Origin of the sequence: Desemzia sp. FAM 23990, assembly GCF_045528485.1 — a bacterium.
Taxonomy (GTDB): Bacteria; Bacillota; Bacilli; order Lactobacillales; family Carnobacteriaceae; genus Desemzia.
Genome location: NZ_JBGQQW010000022.1, coordinates 22,060 through 46,257, shown reverse-complemented (window position 1 = coordinate 46,257; position 24,198 = coordinate 22,060). Strand labels below are relative to the sequence as shown.

Annotated in this window: 22 protein-coding genes and 1 pseudogene; 19 read left to right on the top strand and 4 right to left on the bottom strand. The window is 36.3% G+C overall.

All coding sequences use genetic code 11. From position 1 onward, the window contains the following. Positions 1–68 precede the first annotated feature (68 nt). From ACEN4I_RS09570 to trxA, 5 genes are all read left to right on the top strand, one after another. A complete protein-coding gene (locus ACEN4I_RS09570) occupies positions 69–1,541 on the top strand; it encodes a helix-turn-helix domain-containing protein (protein WP_407095623.1) in 1,473 nt (490 codons plus the stop codon). 162 nt (positions 1,542–1,703) lie between these two features. Beyond that, a complete protein-coding gene (locus ACEN4I_RS09565; RefSeq protein WP_407095624.1) occupies positions 1,704–2,000 on the top strand; it encodes a cell division protein ZapA in 297 nt (98 codons plus the stop codon). 17 nt (positions 2,001–2,017) lie between these two features. Continuing rightward, positions 2,018–2,566 (top strand): CvpA family protein, encoded by a 549-nt coding sequence (locus tag ACEN4I_RS09560; protein WP_407095625.1) that lies wholly within the window; start codon positions 2,018–2,020, stop codon positions 2,564–2,566. Between the two features lie 123 nt (positions 2,567–2,689). After that, on the top strand, positions 2,690–5,056 hold the full coding sequence (locus ACEN4I_RS09555; protein ID WP_407095626.1) for an endonuclease MutS2: 2,367 nt from the start codon (positions 2,690–2,692) through the stop codon (positions 5,054–5,056). Positions 5,057–5,166: 110 nt separating this feature from the next. Next, positions 5,167–5,478, top strand: coding sequence for a thioredoxin (trxA, locus tag ACEN4I_RS09550; RefSeq protein WP_407095627.1), 312 nt, complete (start codon positions 5,167–5,169; stop codon positions 5,476–5,478). A gap of 686 nt (positions 5,479–6,164) precedes the next feature. On the opposite strand, the gene ACEN4I_RS09545 is transcribed toward trxA, so the two are convergent. Further along, a complete protein-coding gene (locus ACEN4I_RS09545; protein WP_407102790.1) occupies positions 6,165–6,488 on the bottom strand; it encodes a transposase in 324 nt (107 codons plus the stop codon). Between the two features lie 232 nt (positions 6,489–6,720). Here ACEN4I_RS09545 and ACEN4I_RS09540 point away from each other — a divergent pair, with 232 nt between their 5' ends. Further along, positions 6,721–7,464: an alpha/beta hydrolase gene (locus ACEN4I_RS09540; RefSeq protein WP_407102775.1), complete on the top strand. Its 744-nt coding sequence runs from the start codon at positions 6,721–6,723 to the stop codon at positions 7,462–7,464. Positions 7,465–7,685: 221 nt separating this feature from the next. On the opposite strand, the gene ACEN4I_RS09535 is transcribed toward ACEN4I_RS09540, so the two are convergent. Next, positions 7,686–8,414: a DUF554 domain-containing protein gene (locus tag ACEN4I_RS09535; RefSeq protein WP_407102776.1), complete on the bottom strand. Its 729-nt coding sequence runs from the start codon at positions 8,412–8,414 to the stop codon at positions 7,686–7,688. 134 nt (positions 8,415–8,548) lie between these two features. Between ACEN4I_RS09535 and ACEN4I_RS09530 the strand changes: the two genes are divergently transcribed. The 6 genes and pseudogenes from ACEN4I_RS09530 to ACEN4I_RS09505 all read left to right on the top strand — a co-directional run bounded on the left by ACEN4I_RS09530 (position 8,549) and on the right by ACEN4I_RS09505 (position 15,376). Further along, positions 8,549–9,460, top strand: a complete 912-nt coding sequence (locus tag ACEN4I_RS09530; protein ID WP_407095779.1) for a LysR family transcriptional regulator — start codon at positions 8,549–8,551, stop codon at positions 9,458–9,460. Between the two features lie 113 nt (positions 9,461–9,573). After that, the gene (locus ACEN4I_RS09525; RefSeq protein WP_407102777.1) at positions 9,574–11,052 is read left to right on the top strand and encodes a UbiD family decarboxylase; all 1,479 of its coding nucleotides are present in this window, start codon (positions 9,574–9,576) and stop codon (positions 11,050–11,052) included. A gap of 98 nt (positions 11,053–11,150) precedes the next feature. Further along, entirely contained in the window at positions 11,151–11,726 is a 576-nt protein-coding gene (locus ACEN4I_RS09520) for a UbiX family flavin prenyltransferase (RefSeq protein ID WP_407095780.1), read from the top strand. 2 nt (positions 11,727–11,728) lie between these two features. Further along, positions 11,729–12,144 (top strand): annotated as a pseudogene (locus ACEN4I_RS09515) (amino acid decarboxylase). Positions 12,145–12,965: 821 nt separating this feature from the next. After that, a complete protein-coding gene (locus tag ACEN4I_RS09510) occupies positions 12,966–13,235 on the top strand; it encodes a hypothetical protein (protein ID WP_407095631.1) in 270 nt (89 codons plus the stop codon). 632 nt (positions 13,236–13,867) lie between these two features. Next, complete coding sequence (locus ACEN4I_RS09505) at positions 13,868–15,376, top strand: DUF1846 domain-containing protein (protein ID WP_407102778.1); 1,509 nt, start codon at positions 13,868–13,870, stop codon at positions 15,374–15,376. Between the two features lie 350 nt (positions 15,377–15,726). Here ACEN4I_RS09505 and ACEN4I_RS09500 read toward each other — a convergent pair whose 3' ends face one another. Then, positions 15,727–16,440: a Bax inhibitor-1/YccA family protein gene (locus ACEN4I_RS09500; protein WP_407095633.1), complete on the bottom strand. Its 714-nt coding sequence runs from the start codon at positions 16,438–16,440 to the stop codon at positions 15,727–15,729. 197 nt (positions 16,441–16,637) lie between these two features. Between ACEN4I_RS09500 and ACEN4I_RS09495 the strand changes: the two genes are divergently transcribed. Beyond that, positions 16,638–17,537 (top strand): ABC transporter ATP-binding protein, encoded by a 900-nt coding sequence (locus tag ACEN4I_RS09495; protein WP_407102779.1) that lies wholly within the window; start codon positions 16,638–16,640, stop codon positions 17,535–17,537. Next, positions 17,530–18,780: an ABC transporter permease gene (locus tag ACEN4I_RS09490; protein WP_407102780.1), complete on the top strand. Its 1,251-nt coding sequence runs from the start codon at positions 17,530–17,532 to the stop codon at positions 18,778–18,780. Before ACEN4I_RS09495 ends, ACEN4I_RS09490 begins: the two co-directional genes overlap by 8 nt. Positions 18,781–18,840: 60 nt before the next feature. Here the strand turns inward: ACEN4I_RS09490 and ACEN4I_RS09485 are convergent, their stop codons facing one another. Further along, entirely contained in the window at positions 18,841–19,299 is a 459-nt protein-coding gene (locus ACEN4I_RS09485) for a YslB family protein (RefSeq protein ID WP_407126110.1), read from the bottom strand. Between the two features lie 235 nt (positions 19,300–19,534). Between ACEN4I_RS09485 and racE the strand changes: the two genes are divergently transcribed. The 5 genes from racE (at position 19,535) to ACEN4I_RS09460 (ending at position 24,176) form a co-directional block, all read left to right on the top strand. Further along, complete coding sequence (gene racE / locus ACEN4I_RS09480; protein ID WP_407095637.1) at positions 19,535–20,350, top strand: glutamate racemase; 816 nt, start codon at positions 19,535–19,537, stop codon at positions 20,348–20,350. 40 nt (positions 20,351–20,390) lie between these two features. Next, a complete protein-coding gene (gene rph / locus ACEN4I_RS09475) occupies positions 20,391–21,764 on the top strand; it encodes a ribonuclease PH (RefSeq protein WP_407095638.1) in 1,374 nt (457 codons plus the stop codon). A 13-nt stretch (positions 21,765–21,777) separates the two neighbouring features. Beyond that, positions 21,778–22,293, top strand: a complete 516-nt coding sequence (locus ACEN4I_RS09470) for a metallophosphoesterase (protein ID WP_407095639.1) — start codon at positions 21,778–21,780, stop codon at positions 22,291–22,293. A 130-nt stretch (positions 22,294–22,423) separates the two neighbouring features. Continuing rightward, positions 22,424–22,906: a cyclic-di-AMP-binding protein CbpB gene (cbpB, locus tag ACEN4I_RS09465; protein ID WP_407095640.1), complete on the top strand. Its 483-nt coding sequence runs from the start codon at positions 22,424–22,426 to the stop codon at positions 22,904–22,906. Positions 22,907–23,036: 130 nt separating this feature from the next. Continuing rightward, positions 23,037–24,176: an N-acetyldiaminopimelate deacetylase gene (locus ACEN4I_RS09460; protein WP_407095641.1), complete on the top strand. Its 1,140-nt coding sequence runs from the start codon at positions 23,037–23,039 to the stop codon at positions 24,174–24,176. The last annotated feature ends 22 nt before the right edge of the window (positions 24,177–24,198 follow it).

Below are 24,198 nucleotides of genomic sequence, written 5' to 3'. Positions count from 1 at the left end.
TTAGACACGTTATGGTATAATAATGTTAAATCTAACGTAACTTAACTTAATTGAATGAGGTGAGCATCTTGCGTGAATTATTAGATTCAAGTAGTTTAAGAAGGCTCAATTTGATTGAATGTCTGATTCAAAATAAAGATTGGCGGAAAATTGAAAAGATTGCTGAACAACTTTCTTGCTCCGAAAGTACAGTAAAGTCTGACATCAACTATTTTCGACTTTCTTTTTCAAATGAATTAGATTTTGAAACCTCCAAACAAAATGGTGTTCGTTTAATTGTGCAAGATACTTTTTATATGGACAGCTTTTATCAACAAATTATGCACGAATGTTTAAATGTCCAGTTTATCAATCTACTCTTTTCTGAGTCTTGTCATACTTTAGAAGAATATGCTGATGCGCTTTATACGAGTACGTCTTCTATTAAAAGAAGTATTGAACAAGTAAGAGCTGTTCTAAAGAAGTATAATCTAGACATTCAACAGAAGCCGATTCGTATAAGCGGAAGCGAAAAACACATTTTATTTTTTTATGGGGTATTGTTCTGGGAAGAATACGGAAGTTCTTTTCTAAAGTTAGATTACGCCTATAAAAAAGAAGCTTATGAATTGGTCAAAGCATTTAAAGAAAAAATGGATCTTTCTCTATCGGTTACTTTGATCAGTAAAATCACTCTTTGGCTTATTCTTTACTTTGAGCGTTTGTCGCAAGGATACCATGTCGAAGAAAATTTTCAAACTATGATTCCAATATCAAAACGGATAAAAGACTTTATGTTTGAATCTACCTATCATTTGCCATTTGAGATAACTATAGCAGATGTCACGATGATCAGCTTTTTTTTGGAAAGCCGTTACTTAAATTTTAAACAGGAAGCAATACAAACTAACCCTGAATTATTGGGTGTGTACAATGATATTGAGTTTTTTTTGGAAGCGCTATCTAAAGAAGCGTCTGTTTTTTTAGTAAATAAACAGGAGCTTAAGAACCGTCTCTTTAGTCAATATATTTATAAACTAGAGTTTAAAGGACTAAACTATTCGCTGGTAGGTAATAATAAACTTAGTGTTTTAAATAATGAAGGGACTTATGATTGTTTTTTGGGAACAGCCCAAAGGTTACTGCATAAGTCTAAAGATACAAAATGGGGAAGAGTCGTTTTATCGGATACTACTGATTTTTTCTATATTCTCATTTCTACTTGGGAAAATTTGACATCTGAAATTTTGAAAAAACGCAGGAGAATCAATACGCTTATTCTCTCTCAATTTGGACTATATCATGAGAGATATTTAAAAGAAATAATTGATGTGCGGTTCCCTTATACATTCAAAAGTTTTCTTTTAACCGAGGAAAATTTTCCTGAAGATGGGATCGAACTAATCGTCACTGATCATGAGGTAGCAGAAATCAAACTGCAACTAGACGAAGACATACCAGTTATCGGTGTTACCTACTCTCCGAACAACCGCAATTGGAGCCAGCTAAAAGACTATATCGAAATGATTTTTGCTCAGAAGCGATTAGACTCTGGTGAATAAATTTATTGCCCCTTTGTATCGTTTAGAATCCAAAAATATAGTAAGTTCAATTACCAGGAAGAAGCGCTATGCTTCAATTCCTGGTTTTTTTTCAAAAACCTACATTTTACATTCATTTCATGTTAAAATAAAATGAAATGTGCTTAACTAGGAGGGTGTGCAGTGTCTAAAGATAAAATACGGTATAAAGCAACGATAGCAGGCAAAGAGTATACCATTATCGGGGCACGCTCGGTAAAACATCTGCAAGTCGTGGAAAAAACACTGGATGAACAATTAAAGCAAATCGAACAATTAACTAAAGGATTAGATCCGGAGCGAAGAGCTGTGTTGGCAGCTGTTAATGCGGTTTCAGATCAAATCGAGATGCAGATCAAAATGCAGAGTATGGAAGAAGAAATGCAACTTCTTAAACAACAAATAGAGACTGTTCAACAAAAAGAATTGAACGAACAATAAAAGGGTGAGCAAAAAGTATGTGGATGACCATTGGAATCATTGTTTTTTTATTGATTGGTATATATAGCGGAGCAAGAAGAGGTTTGGTATTACAATTGATTCTTTCGTTAGGTTTTCTAGCCTCTTATTATTTTGCTGGAAAATATTACCTAGCATTAAGCGAATATTTGCAATTGATGATTCCTTATCCATCAGCGTCACTCAACGATTCTTTTGTGTTTTACAATAGCGCATTAGGATTACAATTGGATGAGGCCTTTTATCATGGGATATCTTTCTTGCTGATTTTATTTATTGGCTGGTTATTAACACGTTTTATAGGTGGTTTAGCTCAAGGGGTTAAATTCCTGCCTATCGTTAAACAGGCAAATTCAATCGGCGGGGCTGTATTGAGTGGAATTGTTTCTTATGTAGGTATCTTTTTAGTATTGTTCGTTCTAACGATGCTTCCTATTGATTTTATCCAAGAACAATTTGCCAATAGTGCTTTAGCGAGAATGATCGTGGAGAATACACCAGCACTATCCAACCAGATTTACAATTGGTGGGTAAGTACCATCATTTAATAGGATGTCTAATTTGATAGAAAAAAAGAAATCGTTTCTTCGATACAGCAGAAACGATTTCTTGGCGTATGGATGACTGTTTTTGAACAAAAAGAGAAGAAACAGCTTAAACGAGGTGAAAACATGAATCAAAAAATATTAAAAACATTAGAATTTCAAAAAATCATTCAAGAATTAGCTTTTCATGCATCTTCTAGTCTGGGAAAAGAATTAGTATTAGACTTGAAACCTTCCCAATCTTTGGAAGCGGTGCAGCAATGGCAAGATGAAACAGCTGATGGTGTGCAGATTGAACGGTTACGCGGAAGGATGCCGATACCCAGATTGGAGAATGTTCGACCTCATCTGAAAAGATTGGATATTGGTGCTTCCTTGAACGGTGTAGAAATTTCCCAAATAGGAAAAATATTGACGACAACGACTGAGATCCGCCGTTTTTTTGATGATTTGGAAGAAACGGGAATTGAATTTTATCGGTTGTATGACATCACACAACAATTTGTTACTACACCGCAGTTAAATCAACGTATTCGCTCTACAGTGAATGAAGATGGACATGTTTTGGATGATGCTAGTACTGCTCTAAGAGGCATTCGAACGGGAATCAAAAAAGGGGAGAATGCAGTTCGTGAAAAATTAGAATCGGTTATTCGGGGAAAAAGTGCCAAGTACTTAAGTGATGCCTTGATTACTATTCGAAATGACCGATATGTAGTTCCTGTGAAGCAAGAATACCGAGGATATTTTGGTGGTGTCGTGCACGATCAAAGTTCAACAGGACAGACCTTGTTTATTGAGCCGAAAGCAGTGGTGGAATTAAACAACCGTTTGCGACAATTGCAAATAGAAGAAAGACATGAAGTAGATCGCATCTTAGCGGAATTATCTAATGAGATTGCACCATACAGTAAGGAAATCACTAATAATATGCAGTTGCTTGCTCAGCTAGACTTTATTGGTGCTAAAGCAAGTTATGCGAAAAGTATCCAGGCAGTCAGACCAGAGATTCATTCAGAAAATGAAGTGAAGTTATACAGTGCACGCCATCCTTTGTTGGATCAAGATGCTGTAGTAGCAAATGATATCTTTATTGGGGGTGAGTATCAAGCTGTCGTTATTACCGGTCCGAATACTGGTGGGAAGACCGTTATTTTGAAAACTTTAGGGTTACTTCAATTAATGGGGCAGTCAGGGTTACAAATTCCTGCAGCTGAAGAAAGTCAAATCGGTATTTTTCATGAAGTATTCGCGGATATTGGCGACGAGCAATCCATTGAACAAAGTTTAAGTACTTTTTCTTCTCATATGACGAATATCGTTTCGATATTGAGAAAAATGGACGATAAGAGTTTGATTATTTTAGACGAACTAGGCGCTGGGACGGATCCACAAGAAGGAGCAGCTTTAGCCATTGCGATTTTAGATCAAATTGGTTCAATTGGCAGCTCTGTTATGGTAACCTCTCATTATCCGGAATTAAAAGTTTATGGATACAACCATGCTAAAACGATCAATGCGAGTATGGAATTTGATGTAGATACATTGAGTCCAACATATCGTTTGCTGTTTGGTGTTCCTGGTAGAAGTAATGCTTTTGAGATTTCTAAGCGATTGGGTCTGAGTCCAGACATCATTCAAAATGCTCGTCACTTAATTGATGGAGAAACGCAAAACCTGAATGAAATGATTGCTGATCTAGAAAATACCCGTAAGATGACAGAAATGGAATACCAAGAAGTAAGAGAACACGTCGATGAAGCCGATGCTTTATTACAAGATCTAAAAACTGCTGTTCAAGACTTTTGGCACGAGCGAGATGAATTAGTGAAGAAAGCTAGACTTAAAGCCAATCAAACCATTGAAGAAGCACAAGAAGAAGCTGAAAAAGTCATTGCTGACTTGCGTAATAAACAAGTGGAAAGCGGATTTGACGGTTCTGTAAAAGAACATGAATTTATTGATGCGAAGACTCGTTTAGCAAATTTAAAACACGAAGAAGCACTAGCCAAGAACAAAGTCTTGAAAAAAGAAAAGGCTAAACAATCCTTGAAACCAGGAGATGACGTTAAAGTTCAATCATTCGGACAAAAAGGAACGATCGTTGAAAAAGCTGGCGATAAACAATGGGTTGTTCAAATGGGGATGTTGAAGATGAAACTAGATGAAAGTGATCTAGTATTGACAGCTCCTGAAAAAGAACCGGCTCGTAAAATGACCTCCTTAAAATCAGCTAGTCAAAGTCATGTATCTCCTCAATTGGATCTGCGAGGCGAACGATATGAAAATGCATTAGCCCGAATGGATCAATACTTGGATTCGGCGCTATTAGCTAATTACCCGCAAGTAACCATCGTCCACGGGAAAGGCACCGGAGCATTGCGTAAAGGTGTAACAGAGGCCTTAAAACGGCATCCATCGGTTAAAGGATTTAGTTATGCTCCCGCCAATCAAGGTGGAAATGGTGCAACAATTGTAGAATTCAAAAATTAGAGCATAAGGGTAGAAATTTATTTTAGAGTTTGTTATAATATGAATAACTAGAACTTACTATTTATAAGTTAAGTGAATGTAGTAAGGAAATTTATAGGAGGAATTCAACTATGGTACAAGCAGTAACAGATGCAACTTTTGAAACAGAAACAAAAGATGGCTTATCAGTAACAGATTTTTGGGCAACTTGGTGTGGGCCATGCCGTATGCAATCTCCAGTCTTAGATGAATTAGACGAAGAAATCGGCGATGAAGTAAAATTTGTTAAAATGGACGTAGACGCAAACCCTCAAATTCCAGCTTCATTTGGAATTATGAGTATCCCAACATTACTAGTGAAAAAAAATGGCGAAGTAGTAGATAAATTGATCGGCTACCACAGCAAAGAGCAAATTGAAGAAGTGTTGGAAAAACACAAATAAACGATTTTTGAAGGAAGTTAGGTATAGAACCTAGCTTCTTTTTCTTAGCTTTTAAGCAAGTTATTTTGGTTCTACAATATGTGATGTCGGTTCTGAATAATTCATAGTTTTATGAGTTGATACTCAAAACTCGTGTTTATTCATCCATTTGGGGCGTAGAGTACCTAGAAGTAAACCATGATGATGAAGAATGAGCGTTGAACATCAAGGAGGAAGTTTCCTTGATGAAAAATGGTGTTTGGACATCAAGGAGCAAACTGCCTTGATGAAAAATGGTGTTTGAACATCAAGGAAGAAGTTTCCTTGATGAAGAATGGTGTTTGAACAACAAGTAGCAAGTTTCTTTGATGAAAAATGGTGTTTGAGCATCAAGGAGAAAATTTCCTTGATGAAAAATGGTGTTTGAACATCAAGGAAGAAGTTTCCTTGATGAAGAATAGTGTTTGAACATCAAGGAGCAAACTGCCTTGATGAAGAATGGTGTTTGAACATCAAGGAGCAAACTGCCTTGATGAAGAATGGTGTTTGAACATCAAGGAGCAAACTGCCTTGATGAAGAATGGTGTTTGAACATCAAGGAGCAAACTGCCTTGATGAAGAATGGTATTTGAACATCAAGGAGCAAGTTTCCTTGATGAAGAATAGTGTTTGAACATCAAGGAGCAAGTTGCCTTGATGAGTAACAGTTATTCCAGTATTTTTTCTGTTGCTTCTGAAAGAAGCCGAGAGATAGTCGACTGTGAACTTCCTTCATCTTCATTTAAGATGAGCTTACAAATGGAATCATGCCGCAAGGAATTGGCTGTGCTATCCGCCTTATAACCTGAAATGATTTGATACAGTAATTGAAGAAAAGTTGTGTCTTTTGAATGGGGAAAGTATTTTCGATTATCTTCAAAGTACACATTTTTCTTTGTCAATTGGTCAAAATGAATCTTTTCAAGGAATTCACGTATTAGAATGAGTCCACCATAGGAAGATAATTCTTCATTTTTTGAAGAAATTTGAATATTTTTTGTTGAAACTTAAACGATTATCACCTGAATTTGACATATAGAACCCCTCTGTTTTGTATTTTTATCAAAATCTACATTAACAGAAAGGTTTTTTTTTCATGCACCAAATGGGTGAAAAAGGAAATTTCTTTACCAACATTAGAAGATGAAGAACCGTTATTTTAGCGGCTAAAATGCTATGCTGTTCTAAGAAATCCTAATATGAACAAAAAGGAGTCGTTGCCGAATGAAACAGAAAAAATTAAAAACAGGACTGATCATTGTAGGAGTGCTGGTGCTGATTTTAAGTGCAGCTTTTACCTGGTATGTTTCTTCAGCTTATGAACCAGAAGAAAGAGCCATTGAAGCTCTATCCACTACAAATCAAGTGGAAGTGGTAAAGACTGAGGATTATTTCCTGTTCAAACCAAACGAAAACCTATACGATGCTGGATTAGTATTTTATCAAGGCGGAAAAGTAGAAGAAGAAGCTTATGCGCCTTTGATGCAGCGCATAGCAGAAAAGGGAATAGAAGTTTATTTGCTGAAAATGCCGTTTAACTTGGCGGTTTTTGATAGTCAAGCGGCAGGTAAAGTAATACAAGAAAATGAAAATATCAGTAACTGGTATGTCTCAGGCCATTCTCTAGGCGGAGTTATGGCATCTTCATTTGCAGAAGATCACTCTTCACTTTTAAGAGGAGTTATCTTTTTAGCTTCTTATCCAGCAGGAGAATTATCTCAGACATCACTAGATTCACTTTCTATTTATGGGACCAATGATGAAGTATTAAATATGGATTCCTACTTAGAAGCATTTAGTGAGTTGCGCAAATTAACAGAAATTGTTATAGAGGGCGGTAACCATGCTCAGTTTGGAAATTATGGTAATCAAGCTGGAGATGGTAAAGCCGTTATATCAGCCGTTGAGCAACATGAAATAACGGCCTATAACGCATTAGAGTTTGTGAAAAAAACGTATACTAAATAAATGGAAGAAACATCCGAGAATAATAAAGTAGTATGTTTATTACTTTAACCATATTAGAGTTATGCAAAAGTGGTTTGACCACTGAATACAAATAGAACTCCAATTATGAGATTTTTTTGTCATAATTGGAGTTCTATTTGTAGGCATGTTTCAAGCTTTTAGAACACGTTCAAAAATACAGTCTTAATTAAGAAGACAAGGTTGTGGGCTTTTTCCCCATTCTAAAGTAATGGTAAAACCCAATTTACCCAGACCCAGCTTAAGGGCATGATAAGGATCATTGCGGGAATCATGTCAGCAACTGGAAACATCTTTATTTTGATCATCCGAAAACCAGTAGCCAATATCAAAAAACCACCGCAAGCTTTAAAGTCTAGAATCATATCAGGTGTAGTTAATGGGAAGATGATTGTTGCTAATAAAAACAAGATATAAAAGAAAATAAATTGTGGAATAGCTATAATTGAAACGACATAGCCTAAATTACAAGCAAAAATAGCAGCAGTAAAAAAATCAAGAATCGATTTTGCAATCAAAATTGAACTGTCACCGGTCATGCCAGAATCTAAACTACCATAGATACCAGTACCGCTAGCACAAAAGAGTACAATTACTGTAATTAGTGTACTGATGAATTCATCTTGTGACATTCCGTGCTTATCATTTGGAAATAACTTGGAAATAGGGCGTTGCATCAACATTGCCCCTTGATTGATGTAGTTTCCCAAATGTACAGCTAAACCAATTCCAGTCCCAATCACTAAGGCAAAAATAACTGCCGGCATATACTTCATGGGTGCAATAGAAAAAATTCCCATCCCCATTGAGCAAACTCCAAAAATCATAGTGATTTCTGTTTTAAATTTCTCTGACAGTTTATCTCCTAAAAAGCCGCCGGCTAAACCCCCAAGTAAAACTGACAATGCATTGATAATAACTCCTGTTGGCATAAAAATAAAACTCCTCTCGAAAAAATGTATGGTAGACCTTAATGACAAATTATCTTAATCCACCACAAAAAATTTAATGCGAATTTATTCTAGCAACTTATATTTCTCATACCAATTCAAATTTTTGGTACAGTATTCTTAAATGGAATAGTAAGGAAGGATTAAAAGGGGAAATTCAGAAATTAGAGATTTTTATTGATTTGACAAAAACACAAAATTACACAGAAACAGCTGAACGACAATATACAACTCAAGGAAATGTCTCTAAACAAATTATAGCTTTAGAAAAAGAATTGGCTGTTAAATTATTTCACCGGTCACATCGTACAATTGAATTAACAGAAGCGGGAAAATTAGCATTGCCTTATGCTAAAAAAGTTGTGGAACAATATTACTCTTTAAAAGAAACCCTAAGGGAGTATGAAACGGAAAGAAATTTAATGTTAACTGTTTATTCCATTCCTACCATGCCGAATTATGAAGGCTTTTCAAGGTTAACTGATTTTGTGAAGCAACATCCTGAAATCCAAGTCCAATTAAAAGAATCTGAAAGTGCTGCATTAGTTCCTTTTCCATGGGACGGGAACAGCACAATCGTTTTTGCAAGAACTTTCAGTCCATTAGCAGGGAATTTTGAAACGATTATGACTGAGAAAGATCAATTTGTCGCGCTCCTGCCTGAACAGCATACTTTAGCAAGAAAAAATAACATTCATTTATCTCAGTTGCAAAATGATAACTTTCTTTTGTTAGGAAAAGAGACGAATCTTTACGAACCGGTTATTGACTTATGTCATCAAGTGGGCTTCCATCCTAATATTACGTATAAAGGAACTAGAATTGACCTCATTATGAACATGGTTTCTAACGAATTTGGGGTATCAATTGTGATGGAAAAAACGGTGACCAATTTATTAACAGATAAGGTTGTGATAGTTCCTATTACACCAAATAAAACGACTTATTTGTCATTTATAAGAAGAAATGGAGAACATGCATTGGCTTCAGAACTCTTTTGGTATTATTTGCAAAATGATGCAGAATGAATAGTTGTTTAAACTATATTCCATTATGGAATAATTGACTTACGAAGTAGAATTGTATTTATCCTCCTTGGACTCTAGAATTAACCTGTAGTCAAAACAAGGAGGAATTTTTAATGTTATCAAATCAACCATATGATTTACGTAAAGTTCTCGAAGAATTAAAAAATATAGATGAACAATACCATGAAACAGATATTGAAATTGATCCAGAAGCAGAGCTGTCTGGAGTGTATCGTTACATCGGTGCTGGCGGGACAGTACAACGACCTACACAAGAAGGACCCACTATGATGTTCAATAATATCAAAAACTTTCCTGGTAAACGAGTAACTATTGGTATCATGGCTAGTAGGAAACGTGTTGGAGAAATTTTCCACCATGATTACAAAACATTAGGTAAACTATTGCAAAAATCTGTTGAAAATCCTGTTAAACCAGTAAAAATTTCTAAAGAAGAAGCCCCTGCTCAAGAGGTTGTACACTTAGCAACTGATCCAGGATTTGATATACGTAAAATTATTCCAGCGCCAACAAATACAGAATATGATGCTGGTCCTTATATCACTATGGGGGTTGTCTTAGGCTCAGACCCAGAAAAAACAATGAGTGATGTAACGATTCACCGTATGGTATTAGAAGATGAAGACACAATCGGTATGTATGTTATGCCAGGAGGTCGTCATATTGGACATTTCCAAGAGCAATTTGAAAAATTGAACAAACCTATGCCTATTACGATTAATATTGGTTTAGATCCGGCCATCAGCATTGGAACGACTTTTGAACCACCCACAACACCGCTTGGATACAATGAATTATGGGTAGCAGGAGCTTTGCGCAACGAACCGGTTCAGATTGTGGATGGTGTGGTTGTTGACGAAGTGAGCATTGCTCGCTCTGAATTTGTTATTGAAGCTGAGATTATGCCGAATGTAAGAATGCAAGAAGATATTAACACTCAAACAGGTCATGCTATGCCTGAATTTCCTGGTTATAACGGGGATGCAAATCCAGCAGTGAACGTCGTTAAAGTTAAAGCTGTTACACATAGAAAAGATAACCCAATCATGCAAACAACGATCGGACCCAGTGAAGAACACGTTTCAATGGCTGGAATCCCTACTGAAGCAAGTATTCTTGGATTAGTCGATAAAGCTATTCCTGGAAAAGTAACGAACGTATACAATCCTCCTGCTGGAGGCGGTAAATTCATGTCAATTATACAAATTCATAAAGAAACTGAGGCAGATGAAGGAATTCAACGTCAAGCGGCTATCTTAGCTTTTTCTGCTTTTAAAGAATTAAAAACCGTTATTTTAGTTGATGATGATGTAGACATTTTCGACATGAATGATGTTATGTGGACATTAAATACGCGTTTCCAAGGAGATAAAGATATTATGGTCCTTTCAGGCATGCGTAATCATCCATTAGATCCATCCGAGTTACCTCAATACAATCCGTCAACGATTCGGTTCCGTGGTATGAGTTCTAAGACTATTCTTGATGGTACTGTACCATTTGATATGAAAGAAATATTTGTACGAGCTCAATTCAAAGAAGTTGAAGATTGGGAAAAATACCTTAAGTAAGAGAATAATTTTAAATTTGTAGAATTATCACAAAAATAAAATGTAATAAATTAACGATATGTAGACTGTTTTTAAATCAATGAAAGAAGTGACTTTTTATAGTGAATCGTAAAAAAAGAATAGTGATTGGTGTAAGTGGAGCTTCTGCAATGATTTATGCAGTTGACTTAATTAAAAAACTAAAAGAGATTCCTGATGTGGAGACTCATGGAGTGATCAGTACTTGGGCTGGTGAAAATTTAAGACAGGAATCAGATATGACTTTACGTGAAATGAGAGATTTATTTGATTATCATTACTCTGTGAATGATTTGGGTGCTGCAATTGCGAGCGGATCTTTCTTAACTGATGGCATGGTCATTATACCTGCTAGTATGAGGACAGTAGCCGCTATTTCCCTTGGATTGGGTGATAACTTAATTACTCGTGCAGCGGATGTAACTTTGAAAGAGCAACGCAAATTAATATTGGTACCTAGAGAAACGCCATTGAGTGCAATTCATCTAGAAAATTTAACTAGATTAGCAAAATTGGGTGTTCAAATTATTCCACCTATTCCTGCTTTTTATAATCAACCCAAAACGATCCAAGATTTAGTTGATCATCATTCTATGAAAATTTTAGATTCATTAGGAATTGAGAATACTACTGGAGGGCGTTGGAAAGGAGAATAAGCATGGCAGTGGAAGAGAAATACTTTCATACTACTATGGAAAATTATTCTATGCAAGCTAGTGTAAAAGTAATTGGAAAAGATCTGATTATTTCGATTACTGGAGGGGAGACCCCTCATATTGGTACCATTACTACCTTTACCCAAGAATCGGAATTAGAAACTATCCGATTTCCCAGCCATTCAGGGCGTTTTCATAAAGATGATGTCTTAGCAAAAAAATTGCTTTACTGATCAAAGAAGAAATTCCAGGGCATTGCGTTATCACTTCTGGGGTTCATGTCAATCACATCACAAAAGAACAAATACTTGCTTCTTCCAGTATGGCAGGTATTCTTGGAGAACAAATACTTGCTTGGATTAAAGCCACTGACTTTCAAATAACAGAGCCTATTTACTATCAAAAAGGAATAGAATAATAATTGAAAAACTGCAAAAAAATAAAAATAGAATCATTTCCAATGACAATTTTATAAAATTGTCTTATCCCATTAGGATCAAATATCTATAAAGCAAATCCGCTCTTACTAATGAGCCGTTCATTCATTAGTCGAGAGCGTTTTTTTGTTTAGTCGATGATATAATAAAGGCTACCTATTTTATGGCGTTGGTGAGGAAAGCACTGAAGGAAACGAGGTTATTGGGTGAGAGCCATAGGGCTGCTTGGAGGGTGCCGAAGCATTAGATCTTTAGCTACGTACGGATACGGTATGTGCATCGAAGCGGAGAACAGACAAGGATAGGTACATGCCACTAGCGCCTCCTTGCTTGCAGCCTTTACATGGCTACCAGTAATCTTGATCCCTCCATAAATTTCGAGAAGTTAGTATTTAAGCAACTTAGATTTTCTACCAACCTTAGATGATGAAGAATTTAGATATATTGGACTGTAAGGAATTCTATAGCATAGTACTATTAATCAGTATTTATTAAAATTGACCTTGAATATAAATTTCGAAAAGAATTGTCCATATATTTGTGACAAAATTAATACGTCTCTAAAAAAAAGTATACTTTCTATACTAATTTGCTATAATTGGTTCATAAAAATGATAAATCCATAGAAACACCATCTTTCGTACTGTTCGTTTGTTGAAAAGACACCGTCAAAAAAGGACGTTTTTTCTGTTTCGGTACATAGGAAACAGGTAATTAAAGGTTATAAGCATGCAGAGAAGAATGGTAAAACAGTCAAAATTCAAATTTCTCATTTTTTTAGTATTATGGGAGGCGTCAAGCTATGAATGAACAAGTATTAGATGAAGCTGTAGATAAATATGAGATGATTTTTGAAGGAAATAAAGTGACGCGGACATTAACTGTATGCGCGGAAGATTTGATTGAAAATGCAGACGGTCAATTGGATTGTCCATTGGAGTATGTGTTGCGTAGAAATCAATTGTCTATTAGTGATTTAAATGCATTATCTCCAGAACGGGCTATTTTCGTGCATAAAAAGGGAGAGAAATCGACTATCTTAAACGAGATCGTTTTAAACGTGAACTTTTGATTTTCTAAAGGAGAAGAATCCTGTTATGAACAAATGTACTTGTTCATAACGGGATTTTTTTGTTTGGAACGTGACAAGAGATACTTTATACTGTGTGAAAAAGGAGAAGAGTCATGAAATCACTTTATATTCCAACAGATAATGGGAATTATACTGTTGCGTGTCGGGAAAAGGACTGCCTTTGTTGTTGCTGCATGGAAATGGAGAAAGTTCTTCTGTTTTTCAACACCAAATAACTTTTTTTTAGTCATTTTTATACTGTGATTGCATTAGATACTCGAGGCCACGGAGAATCTGAACATGGAGAGGGCAAGTTGTCTTTTCAACAGTTTGCTCATGATCTATAAATCGTGCTGGATTATTTAATTTGTTCGCTATATCTTTTTTAAAAAATCATTGAATCTTCAGCTAAAGATACTATAATAGATAAGGGCGATAAAATCGGTTTTTATGAATAGTTGAAAATAAGGTAAGGTTAAAACGTATAGAAAACCGAGTTTTCGAGATGCGTATAAATTAGAGCTGATAAAAAAGCTCTATTTTTTATTTTTGGAGAAAATAGCGATAGTACACAAGTAATCCAGTCTTCACAATATAAAGAGGATTGAGTGGATAATATATGGAGGGTTTATATGGAAAAATTAGGATTTGATCCGCAAAAATATATCGAGGAGCAAACAAAATATATCTTAGAACGAGTGAATAATTACGATAAGTTATACTTAGAGTTTGGTGGTAAATTGATTGGGGATAAGCATGCTAAGCGTGTCTTGCCTGGATTTGATGAAGATGCAAAAATCAAGTTGCTGCAAAAGTTGAAAGATAAATCTGAAATTATTATTTGTGTTTATGCTGGAGATATTGAACGCAATAAAATTCGGGGCGATTACGGTATTACGTATGATATGGATGTCTTCCGTTTGATCGATGAATTGAGAGAATATGAATTGGAAGTAAATAGTGTGGTTATTACACGATACCATGGTCAGCCGTCTACAAAGATGTTCATCAACAAATTGGAGCGAAGAGACATCAAAGTCTATACTCATGAATCCATTGAAGGGTATCCATCCAATTTAGATGTGATCGTCAGCGAAGAAGGATTTGGGAAAAATACTTATATCCCCACAACTAAACCGATCGTGGTAGTTACGGCACCAGGCCCAGGAAGTGGGAAATTAGCAACCAGCTTGAATCAGTTGTATCATGAACGTCGTCACGGGAAAATAGCCGGCTATTCTAAATTTGAGACTTTTCCAGTGTGGAATGTCCCTTTGAAACACCCTTTAAATATTGCTTATGAAGCAGCTACGGTAGATTTAAAAGATGTCAATATGATTGATAACTTTCACTATGAAAAATATAATGAAATTGCGGTAAATTACAATCGGGATCTAGAAACGTTCCCTGTTATCAAACGAATCATTGAAAAAATTACTGGAAAAGAATCTGTTTTTCAATCTCCAACCGATATGGGTGTCAACCGAGTTGGATTTGGGATCATTGATGATGAGGTAGTAAAAGAAGCCTCTAAACAAGAAATTATCCGCAGAAGCTTTGCGACGGAAGCCGATTTTAAAAAAGGTCTGGCGGATGAAGAAGTCTTGAATCGGATGAAGCTGATTATGGAAGAAGTAGAATTAAAACAATTAGATCGTGTTCCTGTGGGACCAGCTCGCAGATATGCAGAAAAAGTTAAAAAACATTCAGATACCAATGATATACAAGCTGTCATTGCTTTTGAGTTGCAAGATGGCAGAGTAATTACAGGAAGAACTACGCCTTTGATGGATTCTAGTTCAGCAGCCATTCTAAATTCGATCAAAGAATTGGCGAATATTTCAGACGACATCCATTTATTATCGCCAATGATTTTAGAGACCATTCAAAATATGAAAAAAAATGATCTGCACAGTAAACTGCCGACTTTGAAAGCCAGTGAAATACTGATCGCATTAGCCATCAGTGCCGTGACCAACCCAATGGCTCAATTGGCTTACAGCAAATTAGCTCAATTAAATGGAGTGCAAGCTCATTCTACAGTGATGCTGAACAGCGACGACGAACAAGTTTTGCGGAAATTAGGCATTGACGTCACTAGCGACCCAGCTTACCCATCAGAAAATTTATATTATTTATAGAGAGCGGAGCATGGCGTTCAGCTCACCGGACAAACCACCCAAGGCGACGACAGTTAGGTGGTTTTTCCTAACAGTCGCCTTGAGTGTTTTGGTAGAGAGAGCTGCCATGCGCAGCTCGTTTAAAAGCAGAGAGCGGAGCAAAGCGTTTAGACCATCGAATATAAACTCATCCCTAACAGCCAGAGGTACTTTCCTGACAGTTGGGGATGAATTTATAGGCGTATGGTCTGCTTTGCGCAGCTCGTTTGAAACCAGAGAGCAGAGCATGGCGCTAATATGCAAAAAAATAAAGGAAGGGATTTTTCCCTTTCCTTTATTTTTTTGCTTTAATGAGTGATTTTAGCTCTTATTTATCTGCGTTTTCCAAAAATACGCAAAATAGCTAAGAAAATATTAATGAAATCTAAGTATAATTCTAGAGAGCATCCAATGGCCACGCTGCTGGCAAGGGCTGTTCCTCCATAGTAACTGTAAACTTTTTTACATTTTTGCGTATCATAGGCTGTTAGACCCACAAAAATGAGAACTGTGATAATGGAAAGAATGAAATCAGCGGCAGTACTTTGTAAGAAAAATAGATTTACTAGTGAAGCAATGATTAATCCAAGCAACATGCTCATCAAGATTCCACCTAATGAAGATAGATCCTTCTTAGTTACAAAACCAATTAAACTCATAACAGCGAATAATGCAAATGTAGAAACGAAAGCATTTAGAATACTAGCTGTTGTATAAGCTAATAAGACGAGCGTTAATGTCATACCGTTCACAATAGAATATAAAATAAATTTCACAGCATAATTTGCTGGGCTTTTCACTTTTTCGGGATTAAAGCGAAAACTGAATACCAAAACTAATTCTAAAATAATGAAACCATAAAAAGCCATTCCATTTGTGGCGGTCATCAAATTCCAAAACGCGTTAGCAATCGGCGTATAAGTATAAAGTAATAAGTAAACCATTAAAGCACTAAGCAAAATTCCTCCAGCCATCCAAGCATAGATACTTGCCATAAATTGTGGAAAGCCACTTTTTGAATCCATAACTTTCTGTTGATTGTCCATGTGCATTCTCCTCTAAATAATAATCTTGTGATAAATAAGTTAAGTTCATCTTATTCTAACCAACTTCATGATGAAGGTCAAAATATTTGACAGATATCATGAAAAAATATAGGAAATATTTTTGAAACTTAAATAGGTATGCTACTATTGAAAATGTACATAGGTAAGATTTAATTTAGTGAATGGAGGAATAAAATATGTTAGAAGCCAAACATTTAAAAAAGACATTTGGCCCATTGACGGCCGTTGACGATGTTAGCTTTACAATTAAAGAAGGCGAGATTTTAGGAATGATCGGCCAGAATGGAGCTGGGAAAACAACTACATTCCGTTTGATTCTCGATTTTTTAACGTCAGATTCTGGAGAAATTTTATGGAACGGAAAGCCGCTGACAAAAGCTGATTATGATATTATTGGTTATTTACCGGAAGAAAGAGGATTGTATCCTAAAGTAACGATTGAAGATCAGCTGATTTATTTTGGTCGTTTACGCGGGAAAAGCAAAAAAGAAGTAAAATCACTGATCGATATGTGGATGGAAAAATTTCAGGTAAAAGGGAAAAAAACGGATAAAGTAAAATCGTTGTCTAAAGGGAATCAACAAAAAGTTCAATTGATCGCGACGTTACTTCATGAACCCAAATTAGTTATTCTAGATGAACCATTCAGTGGATTAGACCCGGTGAATGCAGGTATTTTAGAAGAAGGGATCAAAGAATTGCGTCAACAAGGGGCCTGTGTTATTTTTTCAAGTCACAACATGAATAATGTAGAGGAAATCTGCGATCATTTATTGATGCTGCGTGATGGATCAGTGGTCTTGAAAGGCACGGTAAAAGAAATACGAGAACAATTTGGCCGTACAAAACTATTCTTGGAAACGCCTATGAGTCAACAAGAGTTAAGTGAACTTCCCGGAGTGAAAAGTGTCAAAACCACTAATGAGGGCGTTTATTTATTGGATTTAGAAGATGCTTCGTATGGGAAACAGATTTTTGATGTTGTAACGAAAGATGGCTTTATTCCAACTTTTAGCCAACAACCTCCCACATTAGAAGAAATTTTTAAATTGAAAGCTGGTGAACCGGGTGAATAAATTTTGGGTTATAGTCGGTGAAGTTTATCGAAAAAATGTCAAGTCGTTAGGTTTTATATCAATGGTTTTTGCACCTATTATTATTTTGTTAGTCATTGCAGCTATCATTTATTTTGTTTCTGAGTCAGAAAATGGCGGAATACCTGAGATTGCTGTACTATCAGATGACCAACAAGTACAAGCTATTTTTCAAGCTGAGGAAGAACAATTTGAGGTCAACACTGCTATTGCCACGGTTGAAGATGCGGAAACCGCTATGGAAGCTGAAGAACTAGACGGTTATCTAATCGTAGAAGAAGAAAATGGATTGTATCAAGGAAATTATGTCTACTCACCAAACAGCCAAGATGTGGATACTTACTATCTAACTGGGGTTTTGTCTTCGATTCAACAGATTCAGCAAGCCGAAAATCTAGGGTTGACGCAAGAAGATATTGCCAGTATTTTAACACCGGCAACACTTGAACAAACGCGGATTGAATTTGAAGGTGGAGGAATCACCACAACAGAGAGTGCTGAAGACGCTTTACGTATGGGGAGCGCTTATGCTGTGGGGATTGCAGTATTCATGTTTATCATGACCTATTCCAGCATTATTGGAGAAGAAATTGCTTCTGAAAAAGGAACGCGAATCATGGAAGTTATTCTGTCCAGTGTTTCTTCAACCGTTCATTTCTTTGGGAAATTAGTGGCGATTGTACTCATTTGTTTTACACAAATCGCGATATACGTTGTACTGGGATTGATCGCTTTACAACTGAATTTTGTCCAAGATTTGCTTCAAGGAATCGATATCTCTGCTATTTTCCAAGGATTAGTGGGAACGTCGTTAGCTTATTTTATCCTAGGAATCGTTCTCTACGCTATTCTCGCAGCTTTCCTAGGCTCTCTTGTGTCAAAAGTAGAAGATGTTTCAAAAGCTGTTACTCCAATCGTCTTCTTATCACTTGCAGGGTTTTACGCAGGAATGTTTGCCTTTTATAATCCTACCCATATAATTGTAAAAATAGGTTCGTATATTCCTTTGTTTACATCATTTATTATGCCATTTAGAGTTGCGAGTGATACGGTCACAAGTACAGGGGTTATCATATCCATTGTAGTGTTGATAGTATTTGTACTGTTGACTACTTGGTTGTCACTGCTGCTTTACCGCTCAAGTGTCTTGATTTATTCTGATGCAGGTATGTTTAAAACGATGAAAACATCTATTAAATCTATGAGAGCTCAACAAAAAGTATAGTATACGGAAGAGATGAAAAAATACCAGCAGAAGGTTAAGCCTTTTGCTGGTATTTTTTGGTTATTCGTTGCTGTCAACTGAATCTGATTTATCCCATTTTAGGGTGATGACAACTTCTTTATTTTTGATGACTTCAGCAAAAGCTTCTGTATACATTTCAGTTATCTGCTGCATCTGTTCAGCTAAAAAGCCGGCTTCTAATGAGAAAACAGAGTCTTTGCTTGCTAAACGCAAATCAATGATTTCGCCTGATAATATATATGTATGAGAACTCCGTTTTTCTTTAGTGCAAGTAAGAGAACCAAAAGAAGCTTGTTCAAAAAAATGAACGATCTCTTCATAACTGGTTAAAGGGTGATTTCTAGCCAATTCTTTACCAGCCCAATATAAAATCGATTCTGCATCTTTGCCTAATAGATTGGTCAGTAATTCAGATCGAATTAATTCATGACCAAATAAATTAACGGGTACATTTGCTGAATCAAGATTAAGTTCTTCGCGATTTAATTTCTTTCCCAATGTCTTCACCTCAATAGTTTCATTCATTATTATACATGGATTGATATAAGAAGCCTACTTTTTTTTATACAGGTGAAAGGAAAAAAGAAGAGATTGACAAAAGTAATTCAACAATTGAAAAGAGCTAAAAAATAAAAATAACTGCCTAAAGAAATCGATATAGACTTGAATTTTTATGTTAAAAAAGGGACAATAAACACTAGAGCAGTATAATTTATATAAAGGTTGTTAAAATATGACAAAACAAGCAATAGGTTTTATAGATTCAGGTGTGGGCGGTTTAACGGTTGTAAAAGAAGCTATGCGTCAATTGCCGAATGAATCTATTTATTACGTTGGAGATACAGCTCGCTGTCCTTATGGTCCTAGGCCGCAAGAACAAATCCTACAGTTTACTTGGGAAATGACTCAGTTTTTGCTGAGCAAAGATATTAAGATGCTGGTAATAGCTTGCAACACAGCTACAGCGGTTGCATTAGAAGACATTAAAAAGAAACTGGCTATTCCAGTAATCGGCGTGATTTTGCCAGGAAGTCGAGCTGCTATTAAAGCTACGGCAAATGACCGGGTAGGAATTATCGGTACAGAAGGAACTGTAAAAAGCAAAATGTACGAAAATTTGATCCGCTCTAAAGATAAAGAAGTCAATGTGACTAGTTTAGCTTGTCCAAAATTTGTGCCATTAGTAGAAAGTAATGAATTTAGAAGCGCGATTGCTAAAAAAGTAGTTGCTGAAACGCTGAAAACATTAAAAAATAAGCAATTAGATACCTTGATCTTAGGATGTACACATTATCCTTTATTGCGTCCAATCATTCAAAATGTGATGGGAGAAAAAGTTACGCTGATTGATTCTGGTGCTGAGACGATCAGTGAAGTGAGTACGATATTAGATTACTTTAATTTAGCAGAAGAAAGCAAAAAAAACAGCGTAAGTGAGCGTAAATTTTATACTACAGGATCCAAGCAGATGTTTCATGACATCGCTTCTCAGTGGCTGGGAGCAGTCCACTTAGAAGTCGAAAAAATCCGATTAGGTACAGCGGACTAATAAAAAAATAGCATTTGAAGGTTAATAAAGGGGTCTGTTTATGCGTAAAGATGGAAGAAAACTACATGATATGAGAGAAGTCATTATTGAACCCAACTATTTGATCCATCCAGAAGGATCTGTATTGATTTCAGTTGGAAAAACAAAAGTTATCTGTACTGCAACAGTAGAAAATAAGGTTCCTCGCTTTGTACGAGGTCAGCATAGTGGATGGGTCCATGCAGAATATAGTATGCTTCCCAGAGCTACGCAAGAAAGAAAACAACGAGATGCCGCAAGAGGTAAAATAAATGGGAGAACGATGGAAATCCAACGATTGATAGCCCGTTCTTTACGCTCAGTGGTAGACTTAGAAAAATTAGGAGAACGCTCGATCGTGGTCGATTGCGATGTGATTCAAGCAGACGGCGGAACGAGAACAGCTAGTATCACAGGTGGTTTTGTGGCTTTGAATTTAGCCATCCAACAATTGTTGGATCAAGGAGTACTAAAAGAAAATCCAATTACAGAGAATATTGCAGCCATAAGTGTTGGTATGCTGACAAATGATCAAATAGTGTTAGACGTAGACTATCTTGAAGATAGTGCTGCTGCGGTAGATATGAATTTTGTGATGACCTCAAGTGGTAAATTCTCTGAAATTCAAGGTACCGGAGAAAAAACAGCTTTTTCTCAAGATGAGATGTTTGAAATGATGGAATTAGGAAAAAAAGGGATTAAAGAATTGATCAAGCTGCAAAACAAAGCGATCAGAGAGGGCAAACGAATGAATCATAAATTGACAGACTATCCGTTAACTACAGCAAGTAAAGAAATCCTTATTGCTACTAGAAATAAAGGCAAAGCTTCTGAATTTGAGAGTCTGTTTGCTGCAAAAGGTTTTACGATTAAAACATTGTTGGATTATCCAGAAATTCCAGATGTGGAAGAAACAGGAGTTACATTTGCTGAGAACGCGTTGTTAAAAGCTGAAACGATTGCTGAAAAATTCAATATAATGGTACTGGCAGATGATTCTGGATTGAAAGTAGATTTTCTTAATGGCAATCCGGGTGTTTATTCTGCACGATTTGCTGGAGAAATGAAGAGTGATGCTGCAAACAATGCTAAGTTGCTGCATGAATTGACTCATATACCGCCAGCAGAACGAACGGCTCAATTTCATTGTACACTTGCATTAGCAGCTCCAGGAAAAGAAAGCTTAGTGGTCGAGGGGGAAGTAGAAGGACAAATACTGTCTATTCCTAGAGGTGATAATGGATTTGGCTACGATTCGTTATTTTATGTAGCCGATAAGGATAAAACAATGGCAGAAATGACAGAAGATGAGAAAAATGCGATCAGTCATCGTGCGAAAGCTTTACAAGAATTGGAAAAAGTATGGGATGAGTGGGTTTCGAATATCGACAGATGAGGAGAATCAGGTAATGAAAATACTCGTTGTTAGTGATAGCCATGGAGATAGAGATGTGCTGGTAGAATTAAAAGAATTGTATCAGGATAAAATGGATCGGATGTTTCATTGTGGAGATTCTGAGTTAGAAGCAACAGATGAAATTTGGGACTCTTTTGTAACGGTGAAAGGAAATATGGATTTTGATACGGAATTAAAATTGGAGCAAGTGATAGATGTTGAGAATGAACGTTTTTTTATGGCTCACGGACATTTTCTTGATGTAAAATCTACCATGAACCCTCTTTTAAAGGCTGCCAAAGAAGTCCATGCGAATTTTGCTTTTTTTGGACACTCTCATGAACTAGGAGTCGAAAAAAGAGGAAATATCATCTTGTTGAATCCAGGAAGTATTTTACAACCAAGGGGGAGATACAATATTAAGACTTATGCGATAATGGATATAGCAGAAAAAGAGGTAACTGTTACTTACTACGATCGTGAACATAAGCTACTGGATGATTTAGTGGTGCATTTTACGCGAAGCTGAAAATGGTCTTTAAATGTAAATACAACTAATTTTCTAAAATTTTCTAAAGTTAACTCGAAAAAATAGGATTTTGTGTCATTTTGTTATAAAATATGAAGGGCAGAATGTGCTTTATAGGAGGAAACAATCAATGATTGGAAGTAAAATCCAAGCGATGTTTTTAGAAAATCAGGACCATTTCTTAGTCCCCGCTAGTGAAGTGGCTCATGTACAAATGGAAAATAATCTAAGTCATGCTTTACTCGTGTTAACAAAAATCGGTTTTAATGTAATTGTAGTGTTAGATAAACAATCGCATGTGAGAGGATTGATTTCAATCCCTCTTATTATGGAAGCTATCACTGGGGTTCGTCAAATGCACTACGATCAGCTGGATGTGCTGAAAGTAGGGGAAGTCATGAGAACGGATTTCGCTCTTTTAGATGAGGATTATGAATTGGAAGATATGCTGCACTTGCTTGTAGATAATCCTTTTATTTGTATGGTAGACAATGAGAATAAGTTCTCAGGTATTATTACCAGAAGAGAAATATTGAAATCGGTGAATCATTTGATGCATGAATTCGAACACCATTATGATGTTCACGAAAAAGAAGAGACGATACTGAACTAATTCCTTAGATGTAACCAAACTTCGAAATAACCGCCTCATTAGAGGCGGGCTTTTTTAAGTTTTGCCTGTCTATTTAAAAAGTAGGATCCTATCGTTTATATAAAAGATTTAACAAGGAGAATTGCCATTAATGAATAACTTAGATCCATTTATTAAGATAAGAAGAGATTTGCACTTGATTCCTGAAATAGGACTGCAAGAGTACAAAACATATGAATATTTACTGAACGTTATCCACCAGCTGTCAAGTGAGCATTTAGAAATACAAACAGATGAAACAGCTATTTTGGTGCGTGTCAGAGGAACAGAAGGAAAAAGAACCATTGGCTGGAGAACGGATATCGATGGGCTGCCGGTGGTAGAACAAACAGATTTAGCTTTTGAATCAGCGCATGCAGGAAGAATGCACGCCTGTGGACATGACGTACATATGTCTATTGCGTTAGGGTTATTGTCTTATTTTAGTGATCACCCAACTAAAGATCATTTAGTGTTCTTCTTTCAGCCAGCAGAAGAAACAGTTAGCGGAGCCAAAATTTATTATGACAAAGGCTTTTTAAACGACTGGATGCCAGATGAATTTTATGCATTGCATGTAGATCCTAATCAACCTGTAGGATCCATCTCTACTAAAGTGGGGACTCTTTTTGCTTCTACGTGTGATGTAAAAGTATCTTTTAAAGGTGTAGGAGGACATGCAGCGTATCCTCAAACAACAAACGATATGATCGTAGCCGCGAGTCAGTTTGTCAATCAAGTGCAAACAATCGTGAGTCGCAATGTCAATCCGATAGAAGGAGCAGTAGTGACATTAGGATCATTTCATGGCGGAACCGCCGGCAATGTGATAAGTGACCATGCCAACATTGAAGGAACGATCCGAGCTTTGACCAAAGATATGAGCTATATGGTTCAAAAAAGGTTCAGAGAAATTGCTAAAGGAATCGAAATGACTTATCAGTGTAAAGTAGATGTGGACTTAAATATGTATGGTTACTTGCCGGTCATCAATTCCCCCAAAGAAACGGCTGAGTTTATTGAATTTATGGAAAACAAAGAAGGCGTTCATTTTCAAGAAGCAGAAACAGCCATGACAGGAGAAGATTTCGGTTACTTATTAGACAAGGTTCCTGGAACGATGTTCTGGTTGGGGGTAGACACTCCTTTTGGATTGCATCACCCTCAAATGTCGCCTGACGAATCAGCTATTCCCTTTGCAATCCAAACGGTTAGCGACTTTTTAGAGCAAAAAGGAAATCATGTATTGTAAAAGAGATCAAAAAAATACCCAA